The organism is Corynebacterium sp. HMSC066C02, from assembly GCF_001814945.1.
GTDB classification, from domain to species: Bacteria; Actinomycetota; Actinomycetes; order Mycobacteriales; family Mycobacteriaceae; genus Corynebacterium; species Corynebacterium aurimucosum.
The window spans coordinates 1-14,805 of sequence record NZ_KV818446.1 but is presented as its reverse complement, the minus strand read 5'-3'; the positions used below and the strand labels follow the sequence as shown (position 1 = coordinate 14,805).

The 14,805-nt window shown below is 59.5% G+C and carries 12 protein-coding genes; 8 read left to right on the top strand and 4 right to left on the bottom strand.

Annotated features, from left to right (window positions below):
• The first annotated feature begins 3 nt into the window (after positions 1 to 3).
• The 3 genes from HMPREF2996_RS03945 (at position 4) to HMPREF2996_RS03940 (ending at position 2,884) form a co-directional block, all read left to right on the top strand.
• The gene (locus HMPREF2996_RS03945; protein WP_070717793.1) at positions 4 to 705 is read left to right on the top strand and encodes a YceI family protein; all 702 of its coding nucleotides are present in this window, start codon (positions 4 to 6) and stop codon (positions 703 to 705) included.
• Positions 706 to 717: 12 nt separating this feature from the next.
• Positions 718 to 882: a hypothetical protein gene (locus HMPREF2996_RS12815; RefSeq protein WP_168163667.1), complete on the top strand. Its 165-nt coding sequence runs from the start codon at positions 718 to 720 to the stop codon at positions 880 to 882.
• 631 nt (positions 883 to 1,513) lie between these two features.
• Positions 1,514 to 2,884 (top strand): MFS transporter, encoded by a 1,371-nt coding sequence (locus HMPREF2996_RS03940; RefSeq protein ID WP_070730209.1) that lies wholly within the window; start codon positions 1,514 to 1,516, stop codon positions 2,882 to 2,884.
• Positions 2,885 to 3,091: 207 nt separating this feature from the next.
• On the opposite strand, the gene HMPREF2996_RS03935 is transcribed toward HMPREF2996_RS03940, so the two are convergent.
• The gene (locus tag HMPREF2996_RS03935; RefSeq protein WP_070643609.1) at positions 3,092 to 4,069 is read right to left on the bottom strand and encodes a bile acid:sodium symporter family protein; all 978 of its coding nucleotides are present in this window, start codon (positions 4,067 to 4,069) and stop codon (positions 3,092 to 3,094) included.
• A 109-nt stretch (positions 4,070 to 4,178) separates the two neighbouring features.
• Between HMPREF2996_RS03935 and HMPREF2996_RS03930 the strand changes: the two genes are divergently transcribed.
• The gene (locus tag HMPREF2996_RS03930) at positions 4,179 to 7,100 is read left to right on the top strand and encodes an FAD-binding and (Fe-S)-binding domain-containing protein (RefSeq protein ID WP_070730206.1); all 2,922 of its coding nucleotides are present in this window, start codon (positions 4,179 to 4,181) and stop codon (positions 7,098 to 7,100) included.
• 12 nt (positions 7,101 to 7,112) lie between these two features.
• On the opposite strand, the gene HMPREF2996_RS03925 is transcribed toward HMPREF2996_RS03930, so the two are convergent.
• Complete coding sequence (locus HMPREF2996_RS03925; RefSeq protein ID WP_070730205.1) at positions 7,113 to 8,405, bottom strand: class I SAM-dependent methyltransferase; 1,293 nt, start codon at positions 8,403 to 8,405, stop codon at positions 7,113 to 7,115.
• Positions 8,406 to 8,591: 186 nt separating this feature from the next.
• On the opposite strand from HMPREF2996_RS03925, the gene HMPREF2996_RS03920 reads away from it, so the two are divergent.
• Both HMPREF2996_RS03920 and thiD read left to right on the top strand, forming a co-directional pair.
• Positions 8,592 to 9,935 carry an NAD(P)/FAD-dependent oxidoreductase gene (locus HMPREF2996_RS03920; RefSeq protein ID WP_070730202.1) on the top strand — a complete coding sequence of 448 codons (1,344 nt, stop codon included), beginning with the start codon at positions 8,592 to 8,594 and terminating at the stop codon, positions 9,933 to 9,935.
• A 98-nt stretch (positions 9,936 to 10,033) separates the two neighbouring features.
• Complete coding sequence (thiD, locus tag HMPREF2996_RS03915) at positions 10,034 to 10,870, top strand: bifunctional hydroxymethylpyrimidine kinase/phosphomethylpyrimidine kinase (RefSeq protein ID WP_070730201.1); 837 nt, start codon at positions 10,034 to 10,036, stop codon at positions 10,868 to 10,870.
• Here thiD and HMPREF2996_RS03910 read toward each other — a convergent pair.
• Complete coding sequence (locus tag HMPREF2996_RS03910; RefSeq protein ID WP_070730198.1) at positions 10,867 to 11,469, bottom strand: class I SAM-dependent methyltransferase; 603 nt, start codon at positions 11,467 to 11,469, stop codon at positions 10,867 to 10,869. The two genes, thiD and HMPREF2996_RS03910, sit on opposite strands and share 4 nt — an antisense overlap.
• A gap of 83 nt (positions 11,470 to 11,552) precedes the next feature.
• On the opposite strand from HMPREF2996_RS03910, the gene corA reads away from it, so the two are divergent.
• A complete protein-coding gene (gene corA, locus HMPREF2996_RS03905) occupies positions 11,553 to 12,626 on the top strand; it encodes a magnesium/cobalt transporter CorA (RefSeq protein ID WP_070643624.1) in 1,074 nt (357 codons plus the stop codon).
• A 3-nt stretch (positions 12,627 to 12,629) separates the two neighbouring features.
• Here the strand turns inward: corA and HMPREF2996_RS03900 are convergent, their stop codons facing one another.
• Complete coding sequence (locus HMPREF2996_RS03900) at positions 12,630 to 13,076, bottom strand: PaaI family thioesterase (RefSeq protein ID WP_070730196.1); 447 nt, start codon at positions 13,074 to 13,076, stop codon at positions 12,630 to 12,632.
• A 43-nt stretch (positions 13,077 to 13,119) separates the two neighbouring features.
• Between HMPREF2996_RS03900 and gndA the strand changes: the two genes are divergently transcribed.
• Entirely contained in the window at positions 13,120 to 14,577 is a 1,458-nt protein-coding gene (gndA, locus tag HMPREF2996_RS03895; protein WP_070730194.1) for an NADP-dependent phosphogluconate dehydrogenase, read from the top strand.
• The last annotated feature ends 228 nt before the right edge of the window (positions 14,578 to 14,805 follow it).

Sequence of the window (14,805 nt, the reverse complement as noted above, 5' to 3'; positions counted from 1 at the left end):
CACATGAAATCTGTACTAGGCAACCGCAAACTGATTGTCAGCATCTTCGTGATCCTGATTGTGGCCTCAACGGCACTGGCCCTTGGACCGCTAGCGTTCTCTTTGATCATGGGCCGTGGCGTCCAGACCGAGCCGATCAACGCGGATAAGGTCCAAGCCGCAACAACGGACATCGACGGCGAATGGCAGGTGGCGCAAGGTTCGGCACATAACCACACCTCAGCAGGGTTTACTATCGACGAAATCCTCCCGGCAGATAAGCGCACGACGTCTGGTTCCACCAAGCACGTCACCGGGCAGGCTACCATTCAGCACGGCATCGTCGAGAAGGCGCGCATCGCCGTGGACATGTCCTCCTTGACCACGGATAAAAAGGTGCGCGACCAAAACATGAAGACGAAGCTCTTTGAGGTCTCAAAGTATCCAGAATCCACCTTTACGTTGACCGAGCCGGCTGATGTCTCCGCCGTGCCTGACGACGGCTCACTGGTTACCATCCCACTCACAGGTGACCTCACCATCCACGGTCAAACCAAGAGCGTGACGCAGGACTTCCAGGTGGTTCGCGATGGTGGCACCATCATCCTGGGCGGCGATATTCCGGTTAACCGTCTCGACTACGGAATTGAGACTCCAGAGATGATCGCCGCACGAATCTCGGAAACCGGCGAGATCAATGTCCGCGTAACTTTTGAGAAGAAATAGCTACGGTTCCTTATGAAATCTCGCCATCTCATTCCAGTCCTGTGGATCCGGCTCGTCGTGCTCGCAGGCTTCAGCATCTTCATTTGGACCCAAGACATGAAGCTCCTCGCTGCCTTCTCAGTGCTACTCGTAGTCCTTACGGCGGTACAGCTGGTGATCGCCTACCGTCAGCGCTAAAACTCGCACTCGGTACAGCCACAGAGGAACATAGGCCAATTACGTAACTGTGACTATATTTGGGCGATAAGGGGACTCGGCCGCACGGCAAACAGGGGATGCAAATTGGGAACGTCACGAGCTGTCAGCGGTTAACCCCGTACGCGTACAGTGCATTGCTTGAGGCCAATAAAGAGCACGCAAATGGACTGCCCGGAAACTGACAAAAGCAGGAAGCCGCGCATCAGCAGAAAAGTGTCATGCCACAACAACAGCGCAATATAGGAACAGTAAGCATTCCAGAAACTGCAAGGCGGACGTCTCGACACCTAAGCACCGAACGGCGGCAAGATGGGGACAGCACACCCGTCACAGCGCCACAACAATCCACGGACACCGACACCTCACGGTCAAGGCCCGCACTGGACCCGGCCAGGTTTAGCTAAAAGACCACGCTTGGCCCACTGCCTTAAACATTGTCCGATAATGTACATTATGTCAGATAATCGACGCGCCCACTTCCCGCCCAATGCAAAAACTTACCCAAGAAAAATTTTTCACCCATTGAGACTTTTATTTCATTGCGTGGGACGGTAGTGTTTCCCTCACAACCAATCGACCTATCGAAATAATCAAGGAGGGCGCCTCTCACATGACCGCCGTCAGCACAACACCGCCAAACGCAGCGGCCCCAGCACAGCAGCTCACCAAACGTGACCGTGTGCGTGTGGCCGTGGCTTCAACTATTGGCACGACCATCGAGTTCTATGATTTCTACATTTATGCCACGGCAGCCGTAGCCGTCTTTCCTTTCCTCTTCTTCCCGAAGACTGAGGATCCGACCGTTGCCCTGCTGCAGTCCTTTGCAACCTTCGGCCTTGCCTTTATCGCTCGACCACTGGGCTCACTGCTCTTTGGGCACTTCGGCGATCGCATCGGCCGCAAAGCCACGCTCGTTGGCGCACTCCTGACGATGGGCATTGCCACCTTTATCATTGGTATCCTGCCTACCTACCAAACCGCAGGCATTATCGCGCCGGCCCTGCTGGCCCTGATGCGCTTCTGCCAAGGTTTGGGCCTGGGCGGCGAATGGTCCGGTGCAGCTTTGCTGGCCTCCGAGACCGCGAAGGAAGGTAAACGAGCTTTTGCCGCCATGTGGCCGCAGTTTGGCGCACCCTTCGGCTTCCTACTGGCCAATGGCTTCTTCCTGACGCTCGTAGCCACCATGGATTACTCGCGCGGCGATACCACCGGCACCTTCATGGAATGGGGCTGGCGCCTGCCCTTCCTCGCCTCTGCTGTGATGGTGCTCATCGGTCTCTACGTCCGCTTGCGCCTGGAAGAAACACCGGTTTTCCAGCAGGCCGTTGATGAAGGCAAGAAGGTCAAGACCCCTATGGTGGAGGCTTTCCGCACAGCATGGAAGCCGATGATCATTGGCACCTTCGTGATGGTCTCTTGCTACACCCTATTCTACCTGGTCACCACCTGGATCCTTTCCTACGGTATTGGCGATAAGACCAAGGAGCTGGGTTTGGGCATCCCCTACCTGGAGTTCCTGGAGATCCAACTGATCTCTATCTTCATGTTCATCATCGGCATTCCGGTGTCCTCCATGCTCTCGGACAAGTACGGACGCAAGCCGATCTTGACCATAACCTCGCTTATCATGATTGCCTTCGGCTTCAGCTTCCCGTACTTCTTGGGCATTGCGCACGCTGACCGCAACTCCGTCCTTGGGTTCCTGGTCGTTGGCATGTTCATCATGGGCCTCATCTTCGGCCCTATGTCCGCCGTTCTCCCAGAGCTCTTCCCCACCAACGTGCGCTACACCGGCTCCGGCATCGCGTACAACGTGTCCTCTATCCTCGGCGCCGCCGTGGCCCCGTTCATCGCAACGTGGCTCGTAAGCACATACAACGTGAGCTACGTGGGCTACTACCTGGTTATCGTTTGCTTCATCTCCCTCATCGCCATCCTCATGATGCAGGAGCTAAAGGATCAGGACCTGTCCCAGGTTTAGGTCTTTAAATACAAACATCTCCCCGACTCTTTCTGGTCTGAAGCACCAAGGTCGGGGAGATTTTTATTGCGGCGTTGCGGGCTCTACTCACGTCACGCTTCACCTGACACCGCCTGCGGGCGCCATTCATGGGTGGTTGTGCCCCACTGCTGCCAAAAGTGCCAACCACCTATCACGAGCCCTTAATCTACTCAGCCTGCCTAGAAACTACGCAGTAACAGCAGCTTCAGCAGCCTTCGCATCTTCCTCGATGGGTTTACGGCGCACGATGGCGGAGAAGAGCGCACCAGTAATATTTGCCCACACCGCGGCGACCACACCCGGAATCGCCGCCTCCGGAGTGAAGAACTGCAGCGCCAATGCCGAGGCCAGACCGGAGTTCTGGGTCGCCACTTCAATTGCCGTGGTGCGTGCCGCTGCCTCGCGCTGGCGAGCAATTTTCGCCAGATAGTAGCCGAAAAGAAATCCGATGAGATTCTGGATAGCCACGCCCACGAATACCACGAGCCCCACGGTCACGAGCTTGTCCTGGGACTTTGACACCACCGCCATGACCACGCCGCCGATGCCAGCGATGGCCACCCACGGCAAGGCCGGCAGAACCTTGTCCACAGCTTTAGTAGCAATCACGCGCAGCAACAGGCCCAGGCCCACCGGAATGAGGACGGTCTGGACCAGCGACCACACCATGCCGGCACCGTCAACCTCTGCGGTTTGTCCCGCCAACCACAGCATGAGCACCGGCGTCATGATCGGCGAGACGAGGGTTGACACCGAAGTCATCGCCACCGACAACGCTACATCGCCCTTAGCCAGGTAGGCCATCACATTGGAGGCAGTACCGCCGGGCACAGACCCGAGGAGGATCAGGCCGACAGTGGCGGCGTCGGAAAGCCCTAGCATTTTCGCCACGAGCACAGCACTCGTCGGCATGATGGCAAATTGACAAATAACGCCCAAGAAGATGGGCAGCGGGCGCTTCGCCACTAGGGCCAGGTCCGGAATAGTCAGGGTAAGGCCCATGGAAAACATGATGACCATGAGCAACTGCGAGGTGTACTGCCCCACCGGTTCAAAGGTACTGGGACTCACAAAGGCGACAATGGCGCAGGCAATAATAACGATGGGAAAGATGTAGACGGCGAGTTTCTCGCCGGTCTCCCCCTCTGTACGCGGGTTCGTCATGGTGTTTCCTTTCCAGAGTATGTCTCACTAGATGAATTGAGTATCCCATATGATGAACCTCACGTACCCGTTTTGGTCCAGATTTACTGTCACGCGATAGATTAGAAATATGTCCAAGCTTTTAAGCCCCGATTCCTCTCGTTTCTCCCGCCCAGCCGGCACCACGAGCCAGGCCGACGCGGTTTCTGCACACTACAAGAACGGCTCCCCCGCCGAGCTGGTGGCGGACATGGAAGCCATCGTTGGTCACGAGAACGTGCACGGACGTCTCAGCGACCTCGTGCGCTTCTCCTCTGATGCCGGCCCTTACCGCTCCATCCCGAACATCGTGGTCTCCCCGCGCAACGCCACGGACCTCGCTGCGCTGATGAAGTACTGCGATACTCACGATCGCCACATGACCTTCCGCGCAGCAGGAACGTCGCTGAACGGCCAGGCCATGGGCGATGACATCCTCGTCGATGTCAAAACCCACTTCGGCGGCATGGAGGTGCGCGAAGAAGGCCGCAAGCTGTGGTCCCGCCCCGGCGTCATCTTGGGCGATGCCCAGGCGGTACTCTCCCGCCACGGCTTCATGCTGGGGCCGGACCCGGGATCCACGTCCGTGTGCACCATCGGTGGCGTGCTGGCCGATAACTCCGGCGGCATGCGCTGCTCTTTAGAGCGCGATAGCTACCACAGCATTGAAGAGCTCATCTTCGTCCTACCTTCGGGCACCATCGTGGATACTTCGCGCGGTGATGAGGTCTTCCGCAAGCAGGAGCCGAAGCTCCACGCCGATCTACTGGCCTTCCGCGACAAGCTGCGCGCTAATACCGAGATGGTGGACTTCCTGCGCACCAAGTTCTCCATCCGCAACACCAATGGTCTTCGTATCGACGCCTTCCTCGACGAGGATGAGCCCGTGCACATCCTCAAGCGCCTGCTCATCGGTTCCGAGGGCATCTTCGGCGCCATCACGGAATCCGTCATCCGCACGGTGAAGCTACCGCGTGTGAAGGCCACGACGTGGGTCGAGCTGCCCAACCTGCGTGATGCCGCAAACTACGTGCACCCCATCATGGAAACCGGCGCGGAAGCCTGCGAACTCCTGGTCGCCCCGGTCATGCGCCGCTCGGCCGAACACTATGCGCATGCGCCGGAATCCTGGCGCAACCTTGATGATGATGCCGCGGCACTCCTCGTCGAGGTGGGCGGCAGCGACGAGGCAGATTTGGACAAGGCCATGGATCGCCTACGCACCGTGCTTGCCGACGCCCCACTACTCCGCCCCCTCGAATTCCTCACCACCGCAGAAGGTATGCGCGGTGCGTGGGAACTGCGCAACGGCCTCTATGGCCTGCTGGGCGCAGACCGCCCGAACGGCACGGCGTACATCACCGAGGATGTCTGCTTCCCGCCCTCTCAGGTTGGCGAAGCCGCAGCAGACCTGTTGGACTTGCAGGCCAAGTATGGCTACCCGGAATCCGTCATGGGGCACGCTGCTTTTGGCAACCTGCACTTCTTCTTCACCCCGCGTTTTGATGTCGAGGAAGAGCGCGAGTCCTATGCCGCGTTCTTGGATGATCTGGCCGAGCTGGTCATTGATAAGTACCAGGGCTCAATGAAGGCCGAGCACGGCACCGGCGTAAACATGGCTCCCTTCCTGGAGCACGAGTGGGGCACAGAGGCCTTCGAGCTGTTCTGGGAAGTCAAGAACATGATCGATCCCAAGGGCATCCTGGCGCCGAACGTGAAGCTTACACGCGACCAAACCATCCACCTGCGCAACTTCAAGTCCTTCCCGAAGGTCGAGAATGAAATCAACCCGTGTGTGGAGTGCGGCTTCTGCGAGCCTGTCTGCCCCTCGCGCCACGCCACGGTGACCCCACGCCAGCGCATCGTGCTGCGCCGCGAGATGGCCCGGCAGCAAGAAGGCTCGGAGGTGCTGGCGCAGCTACAGAAGGAGTACCAGTACGACGCAGTCGACATGTGCGCCGCAGACGGCACCTGTTCTATCCCCTGCCCGATTAGCATCGATACAGGTGCGGTCATGAAGCAGCTGCGCGCGCAACAGGCTACCCCGGCCCGCGAGAAGGTGGCACTGACGACGGCGCAGCGCTGGGAACTGGTGGAAAAGCTTGCCCGCGCTGGCATCATCTCCGCCAACAAGATTCCCCACAAGCCCCTCGAGCTGGGCGCCAACATGGCTCGCAACGTGGTAGCTCCCGACTTGCTGCCCACCGTCCCGGGGCCGCTTCCGAAGGCCGCATCGCGTCTGCCGGAAACCCCGCGCGAGGGCGCTGGCGCACTCTACTTCCCTGCCTGCATCAACCGCATCTTCGGCCGCCCAGCCGGCGCGGCCAAGGATTCAGTCGACCTCCCGCGCGCCATCGTGGAACTAGGACGCCGCGCTGGCCAGCCAGTGTGGATTCCGGAGGACGTCGCGGGCGATTGCTGTGGTACACCGTGGTCGTCCAAGGGCTACAAGGAAGGATTTGAGTACCAGGCTCAAAAGATCGTGCGCGACCTCTGGCATTGGTCGGAACACGGCCAGCTGCCCATCGTGGTCGATGCTGCCAGCTGCACCCACGGGTTGCTAGATTCCGTTCCTGAGGTGCTCTCCCCTGCTGACCGCAAGCTTTGGGAGGATCTGCGCATCCTCGATGTCGTGGAATGGCTGCGCGATGAAATCGCCCCACACCTGCCCATCGTGAAAAACATGGGCAGCATCGCCGTACACCCAACCTGCTCGACTGACCACATGGGCATGAGCCAAGCGCTCGTTGACCTGGCAAACCTCTGCGGCTCTGCCAAAGTCCCGGAGGGCGCGATGTGCTGTGGCTCCGCCGGTGACCGTGTCATGCTGCACCCGGAGCTCGTCGAGTCCGCCACACGCGAGGAGCGCGTTTCTCTCGACACGGAACACTTCGACGCCTTCGTCTCCGATAACCGCACCTGCGAGATGGGCCTGGAGATGATCTCCGGACGGACCTATGAATCAATCGCAGTGCTGTTGGAACGGGCCTCCCGTCCGGTCGTCACGCCCTAGAAGAGGTGACGCTTAACGGCGACCCCCGCGGTTGCGGTGGGTCGCCACCACGTGCACCGCATCCAGCATCCCTAAGGTGAGCAGCGCCTCGCGGAGAGCAAACTGGAACGTCCAAAGGCGGCGGAAAACCTGGTCGAAGCCCGCTGCCGCAGCTTCGCGGTGCCGCCCGTCGAAGAAGCTGCGCTGGTAACGAAGCGTTTCCAGGTAGTGGGTTCCGGTGTGGGTCTGAGCGATGATGCGCAGGTTGGAGCGCCTATCGAAGAGTCGGTGGGTCTCCTCCAGCGTCGGGTAATCCAGGCCAGGCCATATATAAGCTCGCAGAACCTGAATCGCGGACTGGGCGGCCGGAGTCATCGCCTCGGTAGCAAAGAGCGATCCCATGGCCACTCGCCCACCGCTGACCAGCGAGCGATCCAGCATCTGCACATAGCGCCGGCGTTCGGGAGCCGATAGCGTCTCTAGCTTCTCCACGCTCACTATCGCGTCATAGCGCCCGCGCCACTGCTTCGGATTGGGCAACGCCGTTTCGATGCCCTGCACATGGACAGAATCAGCGGCTCCCTCAAGGAGTAGTTGTTCGTCGAACAGCGCCTGCTGCTCAGCATCCCCCGTAAGGACGTCAACGGTGGCGCGCCGGGCAACGGCTTGAATTGCTACCTGCAGACCAGTCGCCGGATAAACCAGAAGATGTGTGCCGGCGCCGGTGCGGGTGGCGTCGAGAAGCCACTGTGCAGCGCGGCGCTGCGCATCGCCCAAGTCCTCACGGTCGGTGTGCGTCGGCTCGGTCACGCTTGTCACATCGACGAAGTGCTCTTTGGGTTCTTTGCTCCCCACCCGCGCACTATAGCTGCGCACCGCTTCACGCACCGTTGTGGGAACGCCGCTAGCAAAGATGCCGCCCGAATGGCTGAGGGAATCACCCGCATACAGTTTCACCACATCAAGAGGCAGCTCGCCCGGGCTCGAAGTCTCCACCGCAAGCTCTTTCGCCTTCGGCCGGTAGCCCACCCCCAGCAGCCGCAGGAGAACTTTGACCAAACGATCGGAATCGGGCGTCGTCCACTCCCCTGCCATATAAGACTCGGCTAAGCCCAGCCAGCCTGAATCGGCGATGCGGGAGAAGAGGGCGTCGTGAAGCACGGCTAGATCTGGGTCCTCGCCGTCCAACTCGACCCCAGCTTTGGAACACGCCTGCGCAAATTCCGCCTCCGACCGGTCGCTTTTGAAACGCAGCAGGCGTGAAGAAGGGACGGTGGCCACGCCCGGCCACGCCGCAGCGTCAATCGAAGCCAAGTGGGAATACACGCTCTAGCCAGCCTTCCTCATCGCACACACGTATTTTCTTAGACTAAAACGGGCGAGCCACGAAAAGGTGGAGGCGCGGCCTAAAAAGCCAGTTAATAACCCATAAAGTATGCATGTACCGCTAGAAAGGTTTAGACTAACTCGGGTAAAATAATCTAGCTTTCTTAAGGAAGGTATTCAATCACCATGGCGCACACCCCCTACCGTCCTAGTAACGGCCGCCACCACGTCGTTGTTATCGGTGCCGGCTTCGGCGGCATCAACGCCGTTAAGAAGCTCAAGGACGCGGATGTTGAGATCACCCTGATCGACAAGAAGAACCACCACCTCTTCCAGCCGATGCTTTACCAGGTCGCCACCGGCGTCATCTCCGCCGGTGAGATCGCCCCATCCACGCGTCAGATCCTGCGCCACCAGGACAACGTCAACTTCGTCAACGGTGAGGTTACCGACGTCAACATCAAGGATCAGACCGTCACCGCAGAACTTGACGGCGCGGTTCGCACCTACGGCTACGACTCCCTCATCGTCGCCGCCGGCGCTGGTCAATCCTACTTCGGCAACGACCACTTTGCCGAGCACGCACCGGGCATGAAGACGCTTGACGACGCCTTCGAGATCCGCTCCCGCATCATCTCCGCCTTCGAGAAGGCTGAGTTGGAAGAAGATCCTGCCAAGCGTGAGAAGCTGCTGACCTTCGTCATCGTCGGAGCTGGCCCGACTGGTGTTGAGCTCACCGGCCAGATTGCTGAGCTGGCACAGCGTACGTTTGCTGGCGAATACTCCAACTTCGGTTCTTCCTCCGCCAAGATTTACCTGCTGGATGGTGCCCCGCAGGTTCTTCCGCCCTTTGGCAAGCGCCTCGGCCGCAAGGCTCAGCGCACCTTGGAGAAGCTGGGCGTTGACGTGCGCCTCAACGCCATGGTCACCGACGTCACCGCTGACGCCGTCACCTACAAGAACATGAAGACTGAGGAAGAGGTCACCATCGAGGCCGCGACCAAGATCTGGTCCGCAGGTGTCGCTGCTTCCCCGTTGGGCAAGCTTATCGCTGACCAGGCAGGTGTGGAGGCGGACCGTGCCGGCCGTGTCTCTGTCAACGAGGACCTCACGGTTGGTGAGTACAAGAACGTCTACATCGTCGGCGACATGATTTCCCTCAATCGCCTTCCGGGTGTGGCCCAGGTGGCCATCCAAGGTGGCAACCACGTGGGCAAGCTCATCGAGGCCAAGATTGATGAAGAGTCCACCGCTAACGAGGCCGAGCCGTTTGAGTACTTCGACAAGGGCTCCATGGCCGTCATTTCCCGCTTCAACGCAGTGGTCAAGCTGGGCAAGACTGAGTTCGCTGGTTTCCCGGCTTGGATTTCCTGGCTTGGTCTGCACATCTTCTACATCGTTGGCTTCCGCAGCCGCACCCTCGTTGCGCTGCACTGGCTGCTCAACGCCTTCTCGCGCGACCGCGGCAATCTGGAGATCACCCAGCAGCAGCGCGTTGCTCGCAACGTGATTGACCGCGACCTCCACTAGGTCTTACGCGTCTTTTAAGGAGAGAGGATATATCCTCTCTCCTTTCTCTTTGCCCATGTACGGTAGAGGGAAGACCAACCTAGCTTAAGGAGAAAACCGTGAGCCAACCTGCGCTGCCTCGTGTCCTCAGCATTGCCGGCACCGATCCCACGGGCGGCGCTGGTATTCACGCCGACCTCAAGTCTTTTGAGGCCGCTGGGGCCTACGGCATGGCCGTGGTGACCGCCCTGGTGGCGCAGAATACGCAGGGCGTGCGCGCTATCCACACCCCACCGGTGGACTTTTTGCGCGAACAGCTGGAAAGTGTCAAGGACGACGTGACTATCGACGCCGTCAAGATCGGCATGCTGGGCTCTGTTGCCATTACCGAAGCGGTGAGCGACTTCATTACTTCCCTCCCCACGGGTGTGCCGGTGGTCTGCGATCCGGTCATGGTCGCCTCCAGCGGTGACCGCCTGCTCGAGCCGGAGGCGGAACGCGCAGTACGTGAGCTGGCTTGCCGCGCGACAGTGGTCACCCCCAACCTGCCGGAGCTTGCAGTCCTCGCGGGCGTAGCAGAACCGCGCACCTTTGATGATGCTCTTTCTGTTGCAACCGAGTGGGCCCACGAGAACGACACGTGGGTCGTAGTCAAAGGCGGGCACCTCGATGGTGCTCAGGCCGATAACGCGACCGTAAGCCCTTCCGGCGAAATCACGCGCGTGCCCTGCCCGCGGATTGATACGAAGAACACGCACGGCACCGGCTGCTCTCTGTCCTCTGCCCTAGCGGCGCGTTTGGGCGCGGGCCAATCCCTCGACGAGGCACTGGTATGGGCAACTGAATGGCTCCACGAGGCGATCGTGCATGCGGATGCGCTCCACGTCGGGCACGGACACGGCCCCGTTGACCACGGCCACCGGCTCCGGCGCCTCGCCGCGGAGGCACAAAGTTAGCCCAGCAGATCGGCGCCTGGGCGGGTAAGCACGGCCACCATGAAGGTGGAATTCTCCTTAAAGACCTTCATGTCCCAGGATGCAAAGATGAAATCGACCCGATAACCCACTGAGCGAGCGAGGTCGAGGAAGTCCTCAAAGCCCCAGCCGCGGCCCTCGCCAAAACCGACGACGAAGCGGCCGCCGGGGCGTAGCGCGTTAAACACATTGCGCAAGGCCGCCTCACGCCCTTCGGTAGCAATGAAAGTCATGACGTTGCCCGCAGCCACGGCGATGTCGAAGTTATTCTCGGGGATTTCCTCCTCGGAAAGATCACCTACCTCCCAGCGGGCCTCCGGATAATCGTTGACCGCATGTTCGATCAAGATGGGATCGACGTCCACGCCCACGACGGTATGCCCGCGTTTTACCAACTCACCGCCAAGACGTCCGGAACCGCAGCCGGCGTCGAGAACGCGGGAGTGGCGTTCACTCATGGCGTCGATAAGCCGGGCTTCCCCATCGATATCCTTGCCCTGGGCCCGTAGCGTCTTCCATTTCCGTGCAAAATTGTGGGAATGGGCGGGATTCGCTGCAGTTACTTCTTTCCAGGTAGGCATGACAACGAGTATAGGCCTTTAGAGGTGTAAGATTTAGCCGCTCTTATAAAACGCCTATACGAAGCGAAGGAGGCTGAGACACGATGCCATCTGTACCGTCACCATTCAAGCCACGCAAGAAAAACACTTCGGACAATAATTCGCCGAGTTTTTCTGTGCCTGTCGAGCGCGCCATTGAGCACTGCCGAGTGTTCATCGACGGCGAGGCACTGCCCGGTGAGTTCACCCCGCACAGCGCGCTGCAAACCGTGGAAGAATACGGCCGCGGCTTCGTGTGGGTAGGCCTGCATGAGCCCTTAGAGTCCCAGATGACGAAGGTGGCGGCTGAGTTCCGCATCCACGAACTCATCGTTGAAGACACGGTCCAGGCCCACCAGCGCCCGAAATTAGAGCGCTACGATGACCAGCTCTTCGTGGTGGCACGGTCAGTGAACTACCGCGACCACGATGAAGTTGCCGATAAGCGCCAGATCATCTCCACGGGTGAAATTCAGATGATCATCGGCGACACATTCATTATCACGGTCCGTCACTCAGCGAAGCTGCCCAACTTAGCCTACGTGATTCAGGATGAACAGGACCTAGTTGAGCAGGGCCCCATATCGCTCGCGTGGAAGATTTTGGACATGATGGTGGACCGCTATTCGGAGATCTGCCGCCTCATCGCCATCGAGGTCGACGAACTAGAAGAAGAAATCTTCACCCCGAATTCGCTGCCCAACATTGACCGTATCTACATGTTTAAGCGAGAGATTCTGGAGATGAAGCACGCGATCGTGCCGCTCTCGCCGGCTTTGCGGGCGATGGTCGCAGACCACAAGGATCTCATTCCGAAGACGATTCGCTCCTATCTGCGCGATGTCAACGATCACCAGCTCGTCGTTCAAGACCAGGTGGCGGGCTTTGACGAGCGCTTGACCTCGCTTATCGACGCCTCCGTCGCCAAAATCAACATGCAGCAAAACTCCGACATGCGCACGATCTCTGCGGTGGTTGGCATGTGGGCCGCTCCGACGCTCGTGGCGGGTATCTACGGTATGAACTTTGATGTCATGCCGGAGCTGCATTTTCCTTGGGGCTATTACGGGGCAATTGGCCTCATGGTCTTGGTCGTGGCCGGAATGTGGTGGTGGTTCCGGCGCAATAACTGGCTGTAGGGGCTACTGCACCACCATGGTGCGCAGTGTGGAAGCAGCGAGAAGTACATCGCCCTGGCTGATTTTTACTTCCCACAGCTGCGTGCGGCGGCCCTTGTACAGCGGCGTAGCGACGGCGCTGACGGTGCCTTCGGCTACCGGTTTAAGGAAGTCTGTGTTGTTGTTCACGCCGACAACCGGCTTGCCCGCGAGAATGAGGCTGCCGACAGATGCAGTGGACTCCGTAATCGTGCAGAAAAGCCCGCCATTCGCCACGCCCCACGGCTGGTGGTGGTCTGGAACGACGTCGACCTCGGAGCGAATCTCATCAGCCGAGATGTGTGTGAAGCGCAGTCCGATGAGCCCGGCAAGCCCCTGTGGGTGAGAGTTGATGATGTCAAGTTCCTCAGCGTTGAGCGGCCGTGTTTGGGATACCGCGACAAACTTTTCAAAGATTTCAGAGTGTTTCATGCCACACCAGGTTAGTGGATATCGGTGACGTAGGATGGTGGACATGACTCAAACTGCTGAAAAGACAGATCTTGCTCAGATTGGCGTTGTGGGCCTCGCTGTAATGGGCTCCAACCTCGCGCGTAACTTTGCCCGAAACGGAAATACCGTCGCGGTCTACAACCGCAGTCCGGAAAAGACCCGCGCGCTCATCAGTGAGCACGGTGATGAAGGTACCTTCATCCCGTCCGAAACTGTCGAAGATTTCGTTGCCTCCCTCGAGCGCCCCCGCAAGGCAATCATCATGGTGCAGGCTGGCGCGGCTACCGACGCCGTCATCAATCAGCTCACCGAGGCGATGGATGAGGGCGACATTATTATTGATGGCGGCAACGCCTTATTCACGGACACCATTCGCCGTGAGAAGGAGGTGGCGGCTAAGGGCCGTCACTTTGTCGGCGCGGGAATTTCCGGTGGTGAAGAAGGCGCGCTCAATGGCCCGTCCATCATGCCTGGCGGCCCAGCAGAGTCTTGGGAGACCCTGGGTCCAATCCTTGAATCGATCGCAGCAGAAGTGGACGGAACGCCATGTGTGACCCACATTGGACCGGATGGCGCGGGTCACTTTGTCAAGATGGTGCACAACGGCATCGAATACGCCGACATGCAGGTTATCGGTGAGGCATACCAGCTGCTTCGTTATGGTGCAGGCATGGAACCAGCTGAAATCGCTGAGGTTTTCCGCGAGTGGAACGCCGGCGACCTGGACTCCTACCTCATTGAGATCACCGCCGAAGTGCTGGCACAAAAGGATCCGGAGACAGGTGCCCCGCTTGTCGACGTCATCGTGGACGCCGCCGGCCAGAAGGGCACCGGCCGTTGGACCGCCATTAATGGCCTCGAGCTGGGCGTGCCGATCACCGGCATTGCGGAATCGGTGTTCGCGCGTGCGCTCTCCTCTGCCACCGCTCAGCGTGCAGCTGCCCAGGAGGGCCAGCTGCCCTCCGGAACCATTACCGAGCTCAACGTAGATAAGGCCGAGTTCGTCGAAGACGTTCGCCGTGCACTGTATGCCGCAAAGCTCATTGCCTACTCTCAGGGCTTCGATGAGATCAAGGCTGGCTCCGAGGAGTTCGGCTGGAACGTGGACCCACGTGACTTGGCTACAATCTGGCGCGGTGGTTGCATCATTCGTGCGAAGTTCCTCGACCGCATCCGTGAGGCCTACGACAACAATGCCGACCTGCCTGCCTTGATTTTGGACCCGTATTTCAAGGGCGAGCTGGAGAACCTCATCGACCCGTGGCGCCGCGTCGTCGTTGCTGCAACGCAGCTGGGCCTGCCGGTTCCGGTCTTTGTCTCTTCCCTCTCCTACTACGACAGCTTGCGAGCCGAGCGCCTCCCTGCTGCTCTAATCCAGGGCCAGCGCGACTTCTTCGGCGCCCACACTTTCAAGCGTGTGGACCGGGACGGCACATTCCACATCGAATGGTCAGGTGACCGCTCCCTGACCGAAATGTAGCCGCCAAGCCCCTCCCCCGAGGGGCTTTTCTTATATCTGTTCCGCCGAACGTATTCTCCCTTCTCCGGCTGCGCCCCTCACCGTTCCTGCGGAGCGCTCCTAGGCGCCACACGCCGCCGTTCCAGCCATGGCTCACATCCTCTCGCCCGCAGCCACCGTTCACCCAGCCAATCCCGTCCCCTACCCTTTGTCAGCATTAGCCACGCCTGTGGCCAACCTTCCTCCCGT

Coding starts and splice junctions, on each gene's coding strand:
- HMPREF2996_RS03945 (WP_070717793.1), top strand. CDS start 4: ATGAAATCTGTACTAGGCAACCGCAAACTGATTGTCAGCATCTTCGTG.
- HMPREF2996_RS12815 (WP_168163667.1), top strand. CDS start 718: ATGAAATCTCGCCATCTCATTCCAGTCCTGTGGATCCGGCTCGTCGTG.
- HMPREF2996_RS03940 (WP_070730209.1), top strand. CDS start 1,514: ATGACCGCCGTCAGCACAACACCGCCAAACGCAGCGGCCCCAGCACAG.
- HMPREF2996_RS03935 (WP_070643609.1), bottom strand. CDS start 4,069: ATGACGAACCCGCGTACAGAGGGGGAGACCGGCGAGAAACTCGCCGTC.
- HMPREF2996_RS03930 (WP_070730206.1), top strand. CDS start 4,179: ATGTCCAAGCTTTTAAGCCCCGATTCCTCTCGTTTCTCCCGCCCAGCC.
- HMPREF2996_RS03920 (WP_070730202.1), top strand. CDS start 8,592: ATGGCGCACACCCCCTACCGTCCTAGTAACGGCCGCCACCACGTCGTT.
- HMPREF2996_RS03910 (WP_070730198.1), bottom strand. CDS start 11,469: ATGCCTACCTGGAAAGAAGTAACTGCAGCGAATCCCGCCCATTCCCAC.
- corA (WP_070643624.1), top strand. CDS start 11,553: ATGCCATCTGTACCGTCACCATTCAAGCCACGCAAGAAAAACACTTCG.
- HMPREF2996_RS03900 (WP_070730196.1), bottom strand. CDS start 13,076: ATGAAACACTCTGAAATCTTTGAAAAGTTTGTCGCGGTATCCCAAACA.
- gndA (WP_070730194.1), top strand. CDS start 13,120: ATGACTCAAACTGCTGAAAAGACAGATCTTGCTCAGATTGGCGTTGTG.